A 19,208-nucleotide genomic window follows, 5' to 3' on the forward strand; every position below is an offset into this window, starting at 1 on the left:
CGTACACTGCGCGCCTTTGCAGCCCCGCGCTGCCCCTGTAGATATTTTCCAAAGGTGCCCGCCATGCCTTGGCTGCAAGTACGTCTGGCCATCAGCCCGGAACAAGCCGAAACCTACGAAGACGCGTTTCTTGAAGTGGGCGCCGTATCGGTCACCTTCATGGACGCCGAAGACCAGCCGATCTTCGAGCCGGAACTCAATACCACCCCACTGTGGTCCCACACCCACCTGCTGGCCCTGTTCGAAGGCGGCACCGAAGCGACCAGCGTGCTCGCCCATCTGGAGCTGCTGACTGGCAGCCCGTTGCCCGAGCATCACAGCGAAGTGATCGAAGACCAGGACTGGGAACGCAGCTGGATGGACAACTTCCAGCCAATGCGCTTCGGCCAGCGCCTGTGGATCGTACCGAGCTGGCATGCCGCGCCGCAGCCAGATGCGGTGAACCTGCTGCTGGACCCGGGCCTGGCGTTCGGCACCGGCACACACCCGACCACCGCGCTGTGCCTGGAATGGCTCGACGGCCAGGATCTGAAGGACTGCAACGTGCTCGACTTCGGCTGCGGCTCAGGGATCCTGGCCATTGCCGCGCTCCTGCTGGGCGCCAAGGAGGCGGTCGGTACCGACATCGACGTCCAGGCCCTGGAAGCATCCCGCGACAACGCCGGGCGCAACAACATTGCCGAAGAACTGTTCCCGCTGTACCTGCCGCAAGACTTGCCACAGGTCCAGGCCGACGTGCTGGTGGCCAATATCCTGGCCGGTCCGCTGGTGTCCCTGGCGCCGCAACTGTCGAGCCTGGTCAAGCCGGGCGGGCGCCTGGCGCTGTCGGGCATCCTGGCCGAACAGGGCGAAGAAGTTGCCGCCGCTTATGCCGCAGACTTTGACCTGGACCCGATCGCCAATCGCGATGGCTGGGTGCGCATCACCGGACGTCGGCGCTAGAATGGCCGCTTGTATCGACCGGATTGCCGCATGACTGACAGCTTCGTCACCCAGTGCCCGCATTGCCACACCAGTTTTCGCGTCAGCCATGCTCAATTGAACGTGGCCCGCGGGGTGGTTCGTTGCGGCTCGTGCCTGCAAGTGTTCAATGCCGCACGGCAATTGCTGGAAAAACGCATAGTCAAGGAAGCGGTTCCCGCCCTTGCGCCGCCCATCAAGCCTCCTGCTGCCCAAGTGCCGCCCCGGGCGATCAGCCAGAAACAATGGTCTGCCGCCGAGCTGGACCTCGATGATCTGGACAAGGAGCTGGCGCGCCTGGAGCGGCGAGACAATCGAGCCCCGGGAAATGTCGGCAGGCGCCGCGAAGACAACCTGAGTGCGCAACGCGACCCCCTCTCGAACGAGCAGGAGCCCTGGTCCGATAGCCTGTACAGCGAATCCTCCAACGAACGCGCCGAAGCCGTCATCCAGGCACCCGCCGAGCCGTTCTCCCCCCATGAGCCCGCCCGGCCGCCGCGCACCGAGCCGTCCTTGTCCCTGGCCCTTGAACCGCTGGAGCCGGACGATGAGCCTGCCACGCCGTTGCGCCTGGAGCCGGACGACGAGCCCCACGAACACCTCGAGCGCCTGTCGGCCACCGACGACCACGACGAAGAACCGACGCAACTGGTGCCGCCTCGCAAGACGCGCGAGCGCCACGAGCCCGGAATACGCGCCGAAGCCCTTCAGGACCTGGACGACGACCCACTGCAACTGGACTGGCGCAAACGCCGCTCGCCCTGGGGTCGACGCCTGCTGTGGAGCCTGTTGATACTGCTCGCCGCCGCCGCCCTGGCCGGCCAGTACATTGCCTACCATTTCGAGGAACTGGCCCGCCAGGACCAGTACCGCCCGTGGTTCCTGCAAATCTGCCCGACCATTGGTTGCGACGTACCGTCCAAGGTCGACATCGCCAAGATCAAAAGCAGTAATCTGGTGGTGCGCAGCCATCCGGAGTTCAGCGGCGCCCTTGTGGTAGACGCGATCATTTACAACCGTGCGCCTTTCTCCCAACCTTTTCCGTTGCTGGAACTGCGCTTCGCCGACCTCAACGGGCACCTGATCGCCAGTCGACGTTTCAAGCCCGGGGAGTATCTGGGTGGCGATCTTGAAGGCCGGGGGGAAATGCCACCGCAGACGCCCATCCACATCGCGCTGGATATCCTGGACCCTGGACCCAAAGCGGTGAACTACAGCCTGAGCTTCCATTCACCCGAGTGAAAGCCGCCAGGGCCGGCCAATTGACGGCAGGTTCCTGACTCACCCCACCCGGACCAAACCGCTGGCGATAACAAAATAGCTGTTCAGATTTTATCCAATTCGACCTTTATCCAGTCATCGAGAGCGGGTATCATGCCAACCCTTTTTCGAAGTCTCATGATCCGGCCCCACTTCAGGGAAGTCCTATGTCGGCGGTACGCATCGGCCCATATACATTACAGAACGGCCTGGTTCTCGCCCCTATGGCGGGCGTCACCGATCAGCCCTTTCGTCAGTTGTGCAAGCGATTGGGCGCCGGTCTTGTGGTTTCGGAAATGGTCACCAGCGACATGAGTTTGTGGAACACCCGCAAATCGCGTCTGCGCATGATCCACGAAGGCGATCCCGAGCCCCGCTCGGTACAGATCGCCGGTGGCGACGCACAGATGCTGGCGGAGGCGGCCCGCGCCAATGTGGCGCTGGGCGCACAGATCATCGACATCAACATGGGCTGCCCGGCGAAGAAGGTCTGCAACAAGGCTGCAGGCTCGGCACTGTTGAAAAATGAAGCCCTGGTCACCGAGATCCTGCAGGCGGTCGTCGCCGCGGTTGATGTGCCGGTGACCCTGAAGATCCGCACCGGGTGGGACCGGGAGAACAAGAACGGCCTGACGGTGGCGAAGATCGCCGAACAGGCAGGTATCACGGCGCTGGCGGTGCATGGCCGCACCCGTGCCGACCTGTACACCGGTGAGGCTGAGTACGACACCATCGCCGCGATCAAGCAGGCGGTGTCGATTCCGGTCTTTGCCAACGGCGACGTCGATTCGCCCGAGAAGGCCCGGTACGTGTTGGACGCGACCGGTGCCGATGGCCTGTTGATCGGCCGGGCTGCCCAGGGGCGGCCATGGATTTTTCGTGAGATCGAACACTTCCTGCGCACCGGCGAAAAGCTCGCTGCGCCGCAGTTGTCCGAGGTGGAACGTATTCTGCTAGAGCATCTGGCCGCGCTGCATGCCTTCTATGGAGAAGTCATGGGTGTACGCATCGCACGCAAGCATGTGGGCTGGTATCTCGCAACCCTGCCGGGCGCCAGGGAGTTTCGCGCCCGCTTCAATCGTTTGGATGGTACGCAAGCACAATGCGCCGACGTTCAGGTGTTCTTCGCTGAACGTTACAAGAGCCTGACAGGGGACGAAGGGGTGGCCGCATGACGATGATGACCGAGACTTTAGTGAGTGGAACAACACCCGTGAGCGACAACGTGAATTTGAAACAGCACCTCAATACGCCCAGCGAAGAAGGTCAGACCCTTCGCGGGAGTGTCGAGAAGGCGCTGCACAATTATTTCGCCCACCTTGAGGGCGCTGCCGTCACGGATGTGTACAACCTGGTGCTTTCCGAAGTCGAGGCACCCCTGCTCGAAAGCGTGATGAACTACGTCAAGGGCAACCAGACCAAGGCCAGTGAGCTGCTGGGCCTGAACCGCGGCACCCTGCGCAAGAAACTCAAGCAGTACGATCTGCTGTAAGCATTCAATCAAACCAGAAAGGCGCCCGCGTAAAAAACGGTCGCCTTTTTTGCTGACTTCCCTTGCTTTTGATGGAAATTGAAATGACCGACCAGACCACCCGCCTGCCGATCCGCCGCGCCTTGATCAGCGTCTCCGACAAGACCGGGATCCTCGAATTCGCCCGCGAGCTGCAACAGCTAGGCGTCGAGATTCTCTCCACCGGCGGGACCTTCAAGTTGCTGCAGGACAACGGCGTAGCCGCAGTGGAAGTTGCGGACTACACCGGTTTTGCGGAGATGATGGACGGTCGGGTCAAGACCCTGCACCCGAAAATCCATGGCGGGATCCTGGGTCGTCGCGGCATCGACGACGCCATCATGAACGAACACGGCATCAAGCCGATCGACCTGGTAGCGGTGAACCTGTACCCGTTCGAAGCCACCATCAACAAGCCAGGCTGCGACCTGCCGACCGCCATCGAGAACATCGACATCGGTGGCCCGACCATGGTCCGCTCGGCGGCCAAGAACCACAAAGACGTGGCCATCGTGGTCAACGCCAGCTACTACGCCAGCGTGCTGGACAACCTCAAGGCCGGCGGCCTGACCTACGCCCAGCGTTTCGACCTGATGCTCAAGGCCTTCGAACACACCGCCGCCTATGACGGCATGATCGCCAACTACATGGGCACCGTGAACCAGGCGGCCGAAGCCCTTTCGACCTCCGGTCGCAGCGAGTTCCCGCGCACCTTCAACAGCCAGTTCATCAAGGCCCAGGAAATGCGCTACGGCGAGAACCCGCACCAGAGCGCGGCGTTCTACGTGGAAGCCAAGCCTGCCGAAGTCGGCATTGCCACCGCCACCCAGCTGCAAGGCAAGGAACTGTCGTTCAACAACGTGGCCGACACCGATGCCGCGCTGGAATGCGTGAAGAGCTTCGTCAAGCCAGCCTGCGTGATCGTCAAGCACGCCAACCCGTGCGGCGTGGCCGTGAGCCCGGACGCCGAGGGCGGCATTCGCCAGGCCTACGAACTGGCCTACGCCACCGACACTGAATCGGCCTTCGGCGGCATCATCGCCTTCAACCGTGAACTGGACGCCGAGACCGCCAAGGCCATCGTCGAGCGCCAGTTCGTCGAAGTGATCATCGCGCCTTCGGTCAGCGAAGAAGCCCGTGCCATTGTCGCCGCCAAGGCCAATGTGCGCCTGCTGGCCTGCGGTCAATGGTCGGCTGATCGTGCGCCGGCTTGGGACTACAAGCGTGTCAACGGCGGCCTGCTGGTACAGAGCCGCGACATTGGCATGATCGGCAGCGAAGATCTTAAAGTGGTGACCAAGCGCGCCCCGAGCGAGCAGGAAATCAACGACCTGATCTTCGCCTGGAAAGTCGCCAAGTACGTCAAGTCCAACGCCATCGTCTACGCCAAGAACCGTCAGACCATCGGCGTCGGCGCCGGCCAGATGAGCCGCGTGAACTCGGCCCGCATCGCCGCGATCAAGGCTGAACACGCCGGCTTGCAGGTACAGGGCGCGGTCATGGCCTCCGATGCGTTTTTCCCGTTCCGCGACGGCATCGACAACGCGGCCAAAGTGGGTATCACTGCGGTGATCCAACCGGGTGGCTCGATGCGTGACAGCGAAGTGATTGCTGCCGCTGATGAGGCAGGGATTGCAATGGTATTCACGGGAATGCGCCACTTCCGTCACTAACATAGATCCACTGTGGGAGCTGGCTCCCACAGAAAAGCATCTCTGCGGTGCTCAACAGAATCAGCGTCATCCGAGGTTTTTGAAATGAATGTTTTGATCATTGGCAGCGGTGGCCGTGAACACGCCCTGGCCTGGAAAGTGGCTCAGGATCCGCGTGTGCAGAAAGTTTTCGTGGCACCGGGCAATGCCGGCACCGCCATCGAAGCCAAGTGCGAAAACGTCGCTATCGACGTGCTGGCCCTGGAACAACTGGCCGATTTCGCCGAAAAGAACGTCTCGCTGACCATCGTCGGTCCGGAAGTGCCGCTGGTTGCCGGTGTGGTCGATCTGTTCCGCTCCCGTGGCCTGGATTGCTTCGGCCCGACCGCTGGCGCCGCGCAGCTGGAAGGCTCTAAAGCCTTTACCAAGGATTTCCTGGCGCGTCACAAGATTCCGACCGCCGATTACCAAAACTTCACCGAAATCGAGCCGGCCCTGGCTTACCTGCGCGAGAAAGGCGCACCGATCGTGATCAAGGCCGATGGCCTGGCCGCCGGTAAAGGTGTGATCGTTGCCATGACCCTGGCCGAGGCCGAAGACGCGGTGCGCGACATGCTGGCCGGCAATGCCTTCGGTGACGCCGGTTCCCGGGTGGTGATCGAAGAGTTCCTCGACGGCGAAGAAGCCAGCTTCATCGTCATGGTCGATGGCAAGAACGTCTTGCCGATGGCCACCAGCCAGGACCACAAACGTGTCGGCGACGGCGACAGCGGTCCGAACACCGGCGGCATGGGTGCCTACTCCCCTGCCCCAGTGGTTACCGCCCAAGTGCATCAGCGGGTCATGGACCTGGTGATCTGGCCGACCGTGCGCGGCATGGCCGAGGAAGGCAACGTCTACACCGGTTTCCTGTATGCCGGCCTGATGATCGACAAGGCTGGTAACCCAAAAGTCATCGAATTCAACTGCCGTTTCGGCGATCCTGAAACCCAGCCGGTGATGCTGCGCCTGCAATCGAGCCTGGTGTTGCTGGTCGAAGCCGCCCTGGCCCAGGCGCTGGACAAAGTCGAAGCCCAATGGGATCCGCGCCCAAGCGTCGGTGTCGTATTGGCGGCTGGCGGTTACCCGGGCGACTACGCCAAGGGCAGCGCGATTCAAGGCCTGGACGCCGCGGCCCGGTTGGAAGGCAAGGTTTTCCACGCTGGCACTGGGTTGAAGGATGGACAAGTGGTCACCGCCGGCGGTCGCGTGCTTTGCGCCACCGCCATGGGCGCCAGTGTCGATGCCGCTCAGCAGCAGGCCTACAAGCTTGCCGCCGAGATCAATTGGGAAGGCTGTTTCTACCGCAAGGACATTGGCTACCGCGCCATTGCCCGCGAACGTGGCGAAAGTCTGGAATAACCCGGCCATTTAGCCAGGCAAGGGTCCATGGCCCTTGCCTGTCTGCTCGGGCGCCGCGCATAGTTATAATCTGGCATCAACCTACGAAGGGATTTCGCCGTGCGCTGGCTCAGGATTGCCATAGGCTTTACCGTCACCCTGCTGACGCTGCTCTGCATGCTCCCGGCGCAGGCCGTGCCAGGCAGTGGCTGGGCGGTATTGCTCGACGAACAGGGCGACCTGAAGCTGAGCGACATCCGCTCTGCCCGCTACACCAATCAATTCAGCCCCATCGACCTGGACCGCCTCAGGCCAGCCGCACCCAACGGGGCTCTGTGGCTGCGTTTCCGGCTGGCCCCCGACCAGCATGAACAAATATTGCGCGTCTTCGCGCCCGACCTGGCACGCCTGAATCTCTACGTGCTGGACGGCGATGCCCTGGTTGACCAGCAAGTCATCGGCAATACCCTGCCACGTACCGAACACCCCATGCCCAGCAGCGATTTCATGCTCGCGCTGCCTCGCAGCGATAAACCGCTGGACGTCTACCTGCGCCTGTCGTCCCGACTCGAACTGCGCCCCTACGTAACCCTGCAACCGGCAATAATGGCGGCGGCCGATCAGAACCAGACGCTGATCTATGGGTTGCTGTTCGGCTGCATCGCCATGCTGATCCTGCACAACCTCACCCGCTACGCCTACACCCGTTCCCGCAGCTGCCTGTGGCTGGCGGCCTGTGAAGGGCTGCTGATGCTGAGCCTGGTGCTGCTGCTGAACCTGGCCGGGGCCTGGCTGCCTGACTGGCCGGCAATCCAGACACCGGGCGCCTACCTGGCCCTGCTGCTGACCGCGCCCTGCGGCCTGATGTTTGCCTACCGCTTTTTCGCACCCCTGGGAGCGCATCCGTTGAACCGGCTGCTGCTGGGGGAGATCATGTTCATCATGCTGTGCGGCCTGCTGCTGTTGTTCGTCAACACACTGCCGCTCAATGTCATGACCTATGCACTGGTGGCCCTGGCCGGCCTGAGCATGCTGTTCGTCAGCGCCTGGCACTGGCAAAAGGGCTACCGCCCGGCACGGCTGTTCGTCGCGGCGATGGTGGTTTTCAACCTGGGCACGCTGATCATCCTTCCCGCCCTGCAAGGGCTCACGGAAGTCGCGCCCCAAGGCCTGATCGTTACACTGCTGGGGTTCATCTGCATCAGTGGCCTGCTGATGAGTGTCGCTTTGGGCGAACGCCAGCGATCCATCAACGAGAGCCGTTTCAGCATCAGCCGCGACCTGGCGGCGAGCAATGCCGAGATCAATGCCAAGGCCGAGTTCCTGGCCAAGATCAGCCACGAGATCCGCACGCCGATGAACGGCGTACTGGGCATGACCGAACTGCTGCTGGGCACACCGCTGTCGGTCAAGCAGCGCGACTACGTGCAGACGATCCACAGCGCCGGCAATGAACTGCTGACCCTGATCAACGAGATCCTCGACATTTCCCGACTCGAATCCGGGCAGATCGAATTGGACGACGTGCAGTTCGACCTCAATGCGTTGATCGAGGACTGCCTGAGCATCTTCCGCGCCAAGGCCGAACAGCAAAACGTCGAGCTGATCAGCTTCATCCAGCCTCAGGTGCCGCGGGTGATCAGCGGCGACCCGACGCGGCTGCGCCAGGCGTTGCTGAGCCTGCTGGAAAACGCCTTGAAAAAAACCGACGAGGGCGAAGTCTTGCTCGTCGTGGCCCTCGACGAGCGCAGCAATCAGCCGCGCCTGCGCATCGCAGTGCAGGACAGCGGGACGCCCATGGACGCCGAAGAACGTGACACGCTGATGCATGCCGAGTTGCACAGCAAGAACTTCCTCTCGGCCACACGCCTGGGCGGCAACCTGGGCCTGGTCATCGCCCGCCAACTGATCATGCTGATGCACGGGGAATTCGGCATCAAAAGCGGCAGCAAACAGGGCAGCACCTTGTGGCTGACCTTGCCGCTGGACCCGGATCGCCTCGAACATCCAACTTCCGACCTCGATGGCCCCCTTCAAGGCGCGCGGGTGTTGATCGTCGATGACAATGACACCTGCCGCAAAGTGCTGGTACAGCAATGCAGCGCCTGGGGCTTGAATGTCAGCGCGGTGCCATCAGGCAAGGAAGCCCTGGCGCTGCTGCGCACCAAGGCTCACCTGCGGGACTATTTCGACGTGGTGCTGCTGGACCAGAACATGCCCGGGATGACCGGCATGCAACTGGCGGCGAAGATCAAGGAAGACCCGAGCCTGAACCACGACATCCTGTTGATCATGCTCACCGGCATCAGCAACGCGCCGAGCAAGATCGTGGCGCGTAACAGCGGGGTCAAGCGCATCCTCGCCAAACCGGTGGCCGGCTATACCCTCAAGACCACCCTGGCGGACGAACTGAACCAGCGCAACAAAGGTCAGACGCCGAACGTACCGGTGAACGCAGTCCCTGCCGCCGCGGTGAAAGTACCCAGCGATTTCCGCATCCTGGTGGCCGAGGACAACAGCATTTCCACCAAGGTTATCCGTGGCATGCTCGGCAAGCTCAACTTGCAACCCGACACCGCCAGCAATGGCGAAGAAGCCCTCAAGGCCATGAAGGAGCAGCGCTACGACCTGGTATTGATGGACTGCGAAATGCCGATCCTCGACGGGTTTTCCGCCACCGAACAACTGCGTGCCTGGGAAGTCGGCAACCAACGAACCCGCACACCGGTGGTGGCGCTCACTGCACACATCCTGGCCGAACATAAGGAACGCGCGCGTCAGGCCGGGATGGATGGGCACATGGCCAAACCGGTGGAACTGTCGCAACTGCGCGAGCTGATCGAACACTGGGTGGCCCAGCGCGATCAGCAGAACCGGACAGTGCAGACGACCTGAGCCGACAGACGGCAAAACGCCTGATAGACTCCCGTCGTCTTTCTCCGTCTTGAGCTTCGACCATGCTCCATGTGCTGTTCAGTGTTTACCTGAAAATGCTGGTGCTCTATAGCCCCTTCTTTGTGTTGTCGTGCTTTATCAGCCTGACGCGCGGTTATTCGCGCAAGGAACAACGACGCCTGGCCTGGAAGGTCGCGACCGCGACGCTGGTGTCCAGCGTATTGCTGTACTTGTTCGGGCGGGTGATTTTCAGCGTGTTCGGCATCACGGTGGATGCGTTTCGTATCGGCGCCGGCAGCGTGCTGTTCATTTCGGCGTTGGGCATGGCCCAAGGCAAGTCGGCCGTACAAACTGACAACGTTCAGCAGGACGTGACCATCGTCCCGCTGACCATTCCGTTGACCGTCGGCCCCGGCACCATCGGCGCCCTGCTGGTGATGGGCGTGAGCCAGCCGCACTGGGACGACAAACTCATGGCCATCATCAGCATCGCCCTGGCCAGCTTCACCGTCGGCGTAGTGCTTTACCTGTCCAGCCGCATCGAGCGGATTCTTGGCGACCAGGGCTTGCAGATTGTCAGCCGCCTGATGGGGCTGTTTGTTTGTGCGTTAGCCGCGCAGATTATCTTTACCGGGGTGAAAGGGTATCTGGTGCCGTAGCAACATCAGCAACTGAAGACTCAGGCCTGCTTGCGACGGTTGAATCTTTTCCTCAGGACTTCCCTGCGATGTTCGCCCAGGTACTCTTCGATATCGGACCTGAACTCCTCATAACGAGCAGGGTTGAAGGTCACGAACGATTTACCGCGAAAGATCTCCCGCGCCGAAGCTTGCCAGTTCACGAAAAGAACACCGCCGTTATTCGACGAACCGGACTGTTTTATCGAGGCAGACGAGGCGATCAGAATACCGTTGGCCAACTGTTCGCAGGGAATGACCGATAAACGCGCACCGTCGGCCGTCTTGACCTGGCTGTTGAACAGATTGATGGTTTCCTTATCGTTCTTCAAACCGTCAATCGTGGTGTCTACCACCGCTCCGAGCACCGACGCTGCCGGCAGACTGGCTTTCACTCCGTCAATGATCCCTTTGACGATATCGCTGATCACATAGTCCATGTCTACACGCTGGGAACTCTCGGAGTAGCGTGTATACCCGTCATCGGCCACGAAACACCCGAGGTCATGCAAGCATCGGATAAACTCGTCATACCACGCCTGGGTATTCCTGCCGCCAGGAAACTCAAAGTTAGCCTCCATGATGGCCATGGTCATGAGGTTTTCCATGATCGCCATATTATTGAGCGACATGTTATTACCATAGCCGACGAGCGCATCGCCCAACATCAGTGCATCCATTGCCTTGGTTGGAGCATCAAGCTGCTCGAGAGATCTACGCACACGCCGACTGGCGGAGAACGGCACCTTGCGTTTGTTTATACGCGTCTGGATTAACTCGGCACTTTGCGCAACACTGACTTCACTTTCAAACTGTTCCATAAAAACTTCCTTGGTTATGTACATGACCGCTCCTGCGGACAGACGCCAATCTAATTTATCCTTCACACAAACAACAACTCCGACTGATTACAACATATGTAGGCCGCGACACTTCCCAGACCAAAATTAAAACATCCAGTTTTAAATTAAAGCCTCCCGCACACTTGAAGTCCACGCCCATTGTTGTATTTGTAAAAGCACAACAGCCCACCTACTCTGACGGAGAGAACTTCATGGACAACGAACTGTTAACCGGACTGGTAACCGGCCCCAATCTGTTTTCGTACATCGAAACACCGCCCCTGCAAGACCACAATGACATCGCCGATTGCACCAACATCGCCACGAAATCAGCCGACCTTGGCCATCACCGCTATACCGACCCGAAAGGCTGGTTTGAAGAGTATGCTCGCACGTTGAATTTTCTGGGTTGGTCGCTGTATGGCGACACCATCTACACGCGTACCCAGCATATCGTCTCAGGCTCCGTGGCGGACTTCCTGGTAGAGAGCGCCCATACCATGAAGGATTCGCGGCAAGCGAACGCGATGATCGATACGCTCGACACCTTGAAAACCGATCACCCGGCACTGCTGTCTTTTGACAGTGAGACCCAACAAGGCGAGGCCTTTCAAATCATCCCGGCCCGATACGACTCACAAGGCAACCTGCATATCGCTATCTATAAACTCGAATTGAGCGTTGATATAAAAAAACGTAGCTTTCTGTTTTGGGATTGGGAAAAGCGATCTGCAAAAATCGTTCAGCGGCGCGTGTTCCTGAGATTGGACAAAAACGAACTCGACAACAAAAGAGTGCTGATCAAAAAGAAACTGGAAGAACATCTCATGAGTCGATTCACCTTAAGGAAAAATCGCCCCATGAATGATTAATTGGCTCGTAACACCAATGACGGCTCTACAGTGGCAACGGCCTACCCTGCAATTGGCAATTCCCCCTGTAGCGCCAACAGGGTTGTACCGCCAACCTTGTTTTTTCTGTCCCGTAACAGCGCGACCAGCGTCGATACCGGGACCGACGGCAGCACTTTAACCCCGTCAAACCCGAGGAACACTTCGCCGCGCAATACCGGGTCGACGGAACACACATCACGGAAGATCAAGCAGTGCTCGCTGTCCGGATCAACAATGACCAGGTGCTCCTGAACGATCTCGAACAACAGTTTTTCTGGCTCATCGAACGCCCAGATTAATTTGCCTGGGATGGCGGGAACTTCATCCAGGCCATGTCGACAGTCGACAACGACCGAATCGAGCTTCAGCCAGACAGCCTTCGTCAGGTGACAGGTCACAGCGCCCTGGCCCAATCGCACCAGCAACGTATTGACATCATCGGGTATCAGCGCCGCGAGATGGCTACGGACCTTCTGCCCCTCGACAACCAGCACTCCGGCGTTGCGCTGGACATAATCGAACGGCCCGATACTGCTCGTGTCCGGATAGATATGCACCCGTCCATCCTCGCGCTCATGCAGCAACACATTGACCTGGTCTTGAGTACCCAGCAGCGCATAATCCCTGGGCAGGTTTGTATCGGCGATCAGAATCAGTCGAGTACATTTCACGTCATACCATTGCAAGCTGCCAGGCTCGGACTCCACCGACACAAACTCGCCATGTTCCGCCTCTTCCAGCAATAGCTGGAGATCTTCGATCAAGCGGTCGCTATGGGCGGTCACCCAAACGTGCTTGACCCCGGTGATGACATCCATCTCCTGATGACGAAGCGTCAGTGACACGCCGTCGATGGTTGTCCCGCGTAATCCGGCGCCATCGACAGTAACATCGGCGAACCGCCAGTCCTCCCACTCCCGTTGATAAGGCGGCAGACTGGCGCTTAGCAACAATTGCGAACCGGTGCCGAATGCCTGATCAAGTTGTTGCAGATCGATGAATGTCTGACTCCAGATCTCACCGTTCGATAGATCGAATAACCAGACCGCCTGATTGTCCGGGGTTACGCCGAGCAAACGGACGTCCTTGCCGGGGCCTGGATCGCACAGCAGCAAACGGTTATCCACGTACCAGGCACACAAGTTGCCGTTACCTTGGAAATTGCGCAAACCGACAATGGCAAAATCTTTGCCCGGGTATCGCTTGGCAATCGGCTCGAGCGCCTGCCACCACTGAACACGATCCTTGAGCCACTGCGCACTCAAGCCCCCCAGTTGCGCCTCGCCTTGCTCGGTCAGGTTGAAAAACAGCCCGTTTTTATCAACTAATACATAGCCGCCCTCGACGGCGAAGACGTCCTTGAGCCCGTTGGGTTGCACCCATTTGTGCGTCCATCGTACTTCGCCGTTGATTACGTTGCGTTGCAGCCGGCAGAGTGTTTGGTTGAGGGCGACTCGTTGGTAAATGAAGAACACATCACTGTCGTCGGCCATGGCAAACAGCATCAGGCCGTTCAGGTTCTTGATTGAATCGTCCCAGCCACGGGCATGGTTGCGACCGGGCTGCGCGGGGATAAGAAGTCGATCGCGGCTGCGCACCCACACCATGTCCCGGTATTGCGAATCAATCTTCCAGCAGATCGACACATAGGGTGCCGGCTGCCACTCGACCGTTGAGGCACCGTTGCTCAAGGAGGGGGCTTTGAGCCGCTGAAAATTGCCCAGTACCGTTGACCACTCGGCCAGGGTATCGCCGCCCGACAGCAGTGCCTGCAGTTGCGGGGCCCTGTCGTGAGTGACGGAACTCAACAACAGTTGCCCATCATGAATCAGATAACGGTATTGCCTGGAGGGTTGATTGCCCACGGTGCATTCCTGCACGACATGAATCACCCCTTGGGCGTCGGCTTCGACACTGCTAATCGTGCTTTTTCCATCCTCAATCAATAACCGATACCGATGTGTGAGCAAGCCCGTGACACAGTCCGTTTGCCAAATCTGAAAACTCTCCGGGTCGTAGAAATACGCAGCGCCACCGATGACTGCCGACAGCTGCGGCTCATTGATCCCCAACACCTCCTCGTCGCGAACGTACAGAAAGCGATCTTCGCGCGAGTCATACCAGGCGGTGGTATGGCGCGGTACCTGCGGATCTTCGAACGGGATCAGATAGTGATGAACCGGCGTATACGGCAGCGCCAGTCGATGCTCCTGCGTCAGGGTCTTGTAGCGCTCAAGCAACTTTTGCTCATCGAGTCCTTCTGCCGCCGTCTGCTCGATAAGGTCCAACTCGCGTTTATCTTGAGTGACGCTGAACAGCTGGTCACGCGTTCGGATCAGCACCTCATGCCGACCGCCTCCCAAACGCATCACCTGAACGGTGCCGATGTACAGTTCGCCGGAAGGCTCGACCCGGATATCACTCTCACTGGCCCAACTGGCCTGCAACACCCAGCGGCAAAACGTTTGACTCGGTGCGACGAGGCTTAGATTAGCCCCGGGATTGAGCGTCACTGTACAGCGGGCGTGATCTGCGCCTCTGAGCCAATAGGACAATTTGCCGTGCCAGACTTTTGGCAAAAGGGGGATTAACAGCGCACGCTCCACCGCATCCAGATACACCTTGATAACCGTTTCGCGATACTCGGGGGTCAGGCGATTGAGAATGTAATCCGAGGGAAAGGAATAGAACGAAAACAGAAACTGCCATTGGCCGTCCGGTGTTTTCTTTTCCAGGCGCCGGGCGGTGTCAAAACCGCGATCGTGACGCCAGTTGGCAAAGGGCAGCGCTTTGTACGCATAGCCATAACAGGTCCGCGGCGTACACGGCAGTACGATGAGTTGTCCGGCGGGCGGTGTAAATTCCATTTGTCCGGGCAGTGCGAATTGTTGGCGGAGATTGATCGCCCTTGCGTAATCGGGTTCGTACTCCGGCACACCGAAATGATCGCGCAGAGGGTACAGCTTCGGACTGTCGAGCATCACCTTCCCCTCGCTGAGGTCGATGCTTTTCACGATCAATGAAGGGTGTACAACCCACGCGGACAGGGAGTGGTCGAAATGATAGGCGTCCCCGCGATAGGCCTGCTCCATGTCGGCGAAAAACTTCCCGACCTCCTGCGCCTCGCGCGCGATAGTGGCAAACCCTTGGGCCAGCGCCGCAACACCCACGGCCAACCCACCGAGAATCACTCCCGCGCCACCGAGCACCGCAGCGGCGGTCGAAGCACCAGCCGCCCCGGCACCGAGGCCGCCTGCCATCAGCGCCAGGCTGGCAGAGTCGAATGTCAGCTGAGTGCCGAACTGAGCTTTCTCGACTTCAGTTTGCGCCGTCGTCAACTGATAGATATCAAAACCAACATTGGCCAGCCCCAACACGGCGCCGACCCCCTCGTTAGCCGCATGCCCCAAGGCCTCGCCGACTATCGGTGCGCACGTGCGGGCAATGTTTTTTTCTTCAGCCAACGCAGTGCGAACCAACTGCACCAGACCCGCCACATCCACGACGTTGCCATGTACCAACTGCGCATAGTTGACGTAAGCATGCAGACGTACAGCCATGGTCAATGTCCGACCATCCCCTTCCCTTCCTCGCAAGGCAATCATCAATGCCTGGATGGTGAAGCCTGCGTTAAGGGTGTGGACGCTGCCGGCTTCGGTCGGGTCCGGGACGCCACCCGTCTCGACCGGTTTGCCCGCCAGGGTCGAAAACTGTTCCGTCAACCAGTTCTTGATCCGCAACAAGCGATGATCGTCGCTGAACACCTGAACCAGGTGTTGCGGGTCTGACGGGTTGATCAGACTCACCCGGTATTTGCCCTCGGGGGTGATCTCCAGCGTTTCGAACAGTGGCACCAACGGTGTTGCCGAGGGATGCAGTTCCTGTAAAGCGACCGTTGCATGGGCGATCTGCTGGCCCCACCAGTGGCTGTCCAGTTCCAGCAAGCTGCTGCCCAAGTGCGAGTTGTCGACCAGGGATTTTCCATGAGCAAGGTTCAGGCGCTGGCGAATCCCTTGGGCCGGTTTTCCTGGCAAAGGATCGGGTTTGAGCAGGTGCTCCACCGTGAATCCGTCAGACAGTTTCAAGGCAGAAATTTTTTCACCCTGCAGCTCGATCAAATCAAATTCAGGTCGTTCGTGACCATAGGCTTCGTAATACCTGGCCATGTCCTTTTCCAGGAAAAATTGTTTCAGTGCCAGCTGGAACGCTTCCGGGCGCTCGAATTTGCACAAACCGAAGTTGGGGTCAAAAAAATGATAAGTGAGGCGCTCTCCGTTGACGGTCTTGGCTACCAGCATCGAATGATTGGCAGAATTGAGCATCAGCGTACGGGGGCCGACGTGGCTTTGGAGTGCGGCAGTGACCTGCTCCAGATCCGCATGTCCAAGCCGCGTCCCGACATCACTCAGTGGCACGTCCCGCAACTCTTCCAGCGCTTGCACAAAGGCTTGCGAATCGTCTTCCCCAGGTGTCGCCCCTGCCAGATGGAAACGCATGCGCAACTGTTGGGAAGCCCTATCATCCTGCGCAAACGCCGCGCTCATCACCAGCGCCAGCGGGTAACACCGCCCACCAATTGCCTCTCCATCGCTATTGAGCAACAGATCCTGGGGAATCATTTGGACGCCGGTATGCCCGAATACATCCAGCAGTAACCCCAACCGCTCGACGATCTGAATACGATGTTCAAGGATGGCCACTTTCTGAATCCGCGCCACATGACAGCCCCACTGAAACAGCGTCCTCGCCTGTTTCAAGGCGGTTTTTTTCAGCTCCAGCGCGTTGTCGGACGGCATCGGCGCCTGATCCGGCTCGCTGGACAGGCCATCCGTGAACCCCCTGGCCTTACGCTTGTAAAGTTGCCGCTCAATGGCAGCATATCGGCCGGACACGCCCTGCTCGGCAACGCTGTTGGCGAGGTTCTCCAACTCGCTGGCGGACTGTGTAAAGCGCCGGTTGTCCAACAAATCCAAGCCCAACAACACACCCAACGACAACCTTTGCGAAGGACTCACCTCAATAAAACGTCGGGAGCCACTGGCGATATCGCTCAACACTTCGTCAACCCCCAGGCCTCCAATTTGCGCATCGCTCAGGAAGGCTGGAGCCAGCGCTTCGGGGGCCTGGTTTCTGATGGCCTGGCGATCGTTAAAGCTCAACGGTAAAGGTTTCTCGAAGCGGATTTCACCATCGTGCCCCTGGCTCATTGCCTCGATAAACCGCTCGCCGAGCCCCTCGGCCAACCGCTCCAGCACGTCGGTCAGCAGCACCGCCCGTCCTTCGATCACCGGCCATCCCTGTTCGAACTCTATCGTCGATTGCTTGAGAAGCTGCGCGATATCACCCTTGTAACGCGTCTTGTACCGGCCATTTTTCCAACGCGCCTGCTCGTCATTGACCCATTTTTTGGGATCGGTTTCATTGTCTTTCCAGGAATGATCTTGCTCCTCTTCGGTGGCGCCATTAACTGTCAAATAAGGTGCAATGGCGGCCTCTTTGCGCAGGGTCTCAGCCATTGAAGGGGTCAAGTGTGCTTTCGCGTAGTCGCCCATTCCATCGCGAATGGCCACGGGCCCCGTCAGATAGATAGTCCCTTCGCTCTGAAGCCGGATGCCGTCGCGGAAATAGGTCGCCATCGCATCTATCAGAAGTGCCGCGATCATCCCTTCTTCCGACGGTAGCTCAGTCAGCGGCCCATAGGTTTTTTCCAATACCTCCTCCACCAGCAGTGCCATGGCGCCAAAATCGCTCAATGCAACACCGCGCTGAATGGCCAAACGGGTCGAGGCCTCCATCACCCCATAATTGAACCGGAAACGGTCAATCACGGCCTTGAGTATTGCGCAGCCTGGATGAGCCATCAGAAATGCATTCGTTAATGATTGACGTATGGCCGCGGCCCGCAGCGCGAAGGGACGCACAAGCCGATCCGCCGGAGCCTGGAAAACCCTGCTCAGGTCTGGCCGGCTCTTGGCGAAAACTTCAAGTGCAGGAAAATGTTCCGAAGGAATACGCGCGTAATAGCGCGAAGATGCCTGACGCCCAGGCATCCATTCCGGATTGTTGTTCAGCAGCAACTGCAAAATTCCCACACGGGCATCGTGGCCCAGGCCGCTGATGTCGACTCCACCGAGGGTCCTGGAGAACGGAGGAAGATGGTCGATATCGGCATAACTGCCACCTTCGGCATACAGGATCTCGGCGCGCGCAACATCGGACGCCGCCGCCATATTGCCGCGCAAACGCATCTCCTGTTCATAGATGTCCTGCGCCTGCAAGGGAACTGTTCCGGCAGCAAGATCGCGTAATTGAAAGCCACCCTCGGCCATAGCCAAGACGCTGCGACGATTGTTTTCCATCAATACTTGCAACTGCGCAGCATCCTGGCTGTAGGCACGGCTCAGTAAATCGATCCGGGCTGCATCGGCTGACCCATCGCTTGCCACTATTTCATTAATATGCGCATACATCTGTTGCTTCAAAACAATCGCGCGCTCCTCATACAGGGTAGCCAGTTCATTTGAAGAAATACTGTCGTCCACCCCCTGTAAAAAAGCATCGGCCTTGGCGGCCTCGACAATCAGTCTGTTAGTTTCCCAAGCCAGCAGCGCATCGCTGTCATACCAAAGGTTAAGGATATAACCCTGCTCGGCCAACACCTGCTTCCAGACATTAAGATAATCGCGCTGAATATCGCCAAGCCCGCCGCCGAGCCAGACAAAGTGCAACGTTTTCGGCACCTTCGTTGGCAATTCTTTCATTCGCTCAACACTGAACTCAACACGCGATGAAAAATGCTCTAATTCGCCAGATATCCGTGACACACCTGCAACAGAACCAGCCGTCCGCGATTTCGGGCTGCGCGTCACTCGACGGCTGCCTTGAAACTGTGACAGCGCCTGTTTCAAGAGACACAGTGGCTCCAGCAGCCTGGGTGAATCCTGCATACCGATACAGGCAAAGTAATAACGGATAACCGACTCGTATTGCTCGGTATTTTTATACGGCAATAGCCCCTGTTCAAGCTCAGTCAACTTGAAGAGATTGACGAACTTGACATAGGCGCCGTTGTTTTTGACGTTAAATTCTTCCATGAAAACGCACTCCAAACCTCATTCCATTAACAAACAAACCTATAA

General features: G+C 58.9%; 11 protein-coding genes. 9 read left to right on the forward strand and 2 right to left on the reverse strand.

Going from position 1 to position 19,208, the window contains the following annotated elements; genetic code table 11:
- Nucleotides 1-63: 63 nt before the first annotated feature.
- The 8 genes from prmA (at nt 64) to ACA047_RS26285 (ending at nt 10,316) form a co-directional block, all read left to right on the forward strand.
- A complete protein-coding gene (gene prmA, locus ACA047_RS26250; protein WP_497354380.1) occupies nt 64-942 on the forward strand; it encodes a 50S ribosomal protein L11 methyltransferase in 879 nt (292 codons plus the stop codon).
- A gap of 30 nt (nt 943-972) precedes the next feature.
- Nucleotides 973-2,202: a DUF3426 domain-containing protein gene (locus ACA047_RS26255; RefSeq protein WP_497354382.1), complete on the forward strand. Its 1,230-nt coding sequence runs from the start codon at nt 973-975 to the stop codon at nt 2,200-2,202.
- Between the two features lie 185 nt (nt 2,203-2,387).
- Nucleotides 2,388-3,395: a tRNA dihydrouridine synthase DusB gene (gene dusB / locus ACA047_RS26260; RefSeq protein WP_497354384.1), complete on the forward strand. Its 1,008-nt coding sequence runs from the start codon at nt 2,388-2,390 to the stop codon at nt 3,393-3,395.
- Nucleotides 3,392-3,712: a DNA-binding transcriptional regulator Fis gene (gene fis / locus ACA047_RS26265; RefSeq protein WP_003186237.1), complete on the forward strand. Its 321-nt coding sequence runs from the start codon at nt 3,392-3,394 to the stop codon at nt 3,710-3,712. The genes dusB and fis overlap by 4 nt, the downstream gene beginning before the upstream one ends.
- A gap of 83 nt (nt 3,713-3,795) precedes the next feature.
- Nucleotides 3,796-5,403 carry a bifunctional phosphoribosylaminoimidazolecarboxamide formyltransferase/IMP cyclohydrolase gene (purH, locus tag ACA047_RS26270; RefSeq protein ID WP_497354387.1) on the forward strand — a complete coding sequence of 536 codons (1,608 nt, stop codon included), beginning with the start codon at nt 3,796-3,798 and terminating at the stop codon, nt 5,401-5,403.
- A gap of 84 nt (nt 5,404-5,487) precedes the next feature.
- Complete coding sequence (gene purD / locus ACA047_RS26275) at nt 5,488-6,783, forward strand: phosphoribosylamine--glycine ligase (RefSeq protein ID WP_497354389.1); 1,296 nt, start codon at nt 5,488-5,490, stop codon at nt 6,781-6,783.
- Between the two features lie 99 nt (nt 6,784-6,882).
- A complete protein-coding gene (locus ACA047_RS26280) occupies nt 6,883-9,657 on the forward strand; it encodes a hybrid sensor histidine kinase/response regulator (protein ID WP_497354391.1) in 2,775 nt (924 codons plus the stop codon).
- Nucleotides 9,658-9,719: 62 nt separating this feature from the next.
- Nucleotides 9,720-10,316 carry a MarC family protein gene (locus ACA047_RS26285; protein ID WP_497354393.1) on the forward strand — a complete coding sequence of 199 codons (597 nt, stop codon included), beginning with the start codon at nt 9,720-9,722 and terminating at the stop codon, nt 10,314-10,316.
- Nucleotides 10,317-10,336: 20 nt separating this feature from the next.
- Here the strand turns inward: ACA047_RS26285 and ACA047_RS26290 are convergent, their stop codons facing one another.
- Nucleotides 10,337-11,179: a hypothetical protein gene (locus ACA047_RS26290; RefSeq protein WP_497354395.1), complete on the reverse strand. Its 843-nt coding sequence runs from the start codon at nt 11,177-11,179 to the stop codon at nt 10,337-10,339.
- A gap of 209 nt (nt 11,180-11,388) precedes the next feature.
- On the opposite strand from ACA047_RS26290, the gene ACA047_RS26295 reads away from it, so the two are divergent.
- Entirely contained in the window at nt 11,389-12,048 is a 660-nt protein-coding gene (locus ACA047_RS26295) for a hypothetical protein (RefSeq protein ID WP_497354397.1), read from the forward strand.
- Nucleotides 12,049-12,089: 41 nt separating this feature from the next.
- On the opposite strand, the gene ACA047_RS26300 is transcribed toward ACA047_RS26295, so the two are convergent.
- On the reverse strand, nt 12,090-19,163 hold the full coding sequence (locus ACA047_RS26300) for a TcdA/TcdB pore-forming domain-containing protein (protein WP_497354399.1): 7,074 nt from the start codon (nt 19,161-19,163) through the stop codon (nt 12,090-12,092).
- Nucleotides 19,164-19,208: the final 45 nt, after the last annotated feature.

The sequence above is a fragment of the Pseudomonas sp. LBUM1664 genome (genome assembly GCF_059695895.1).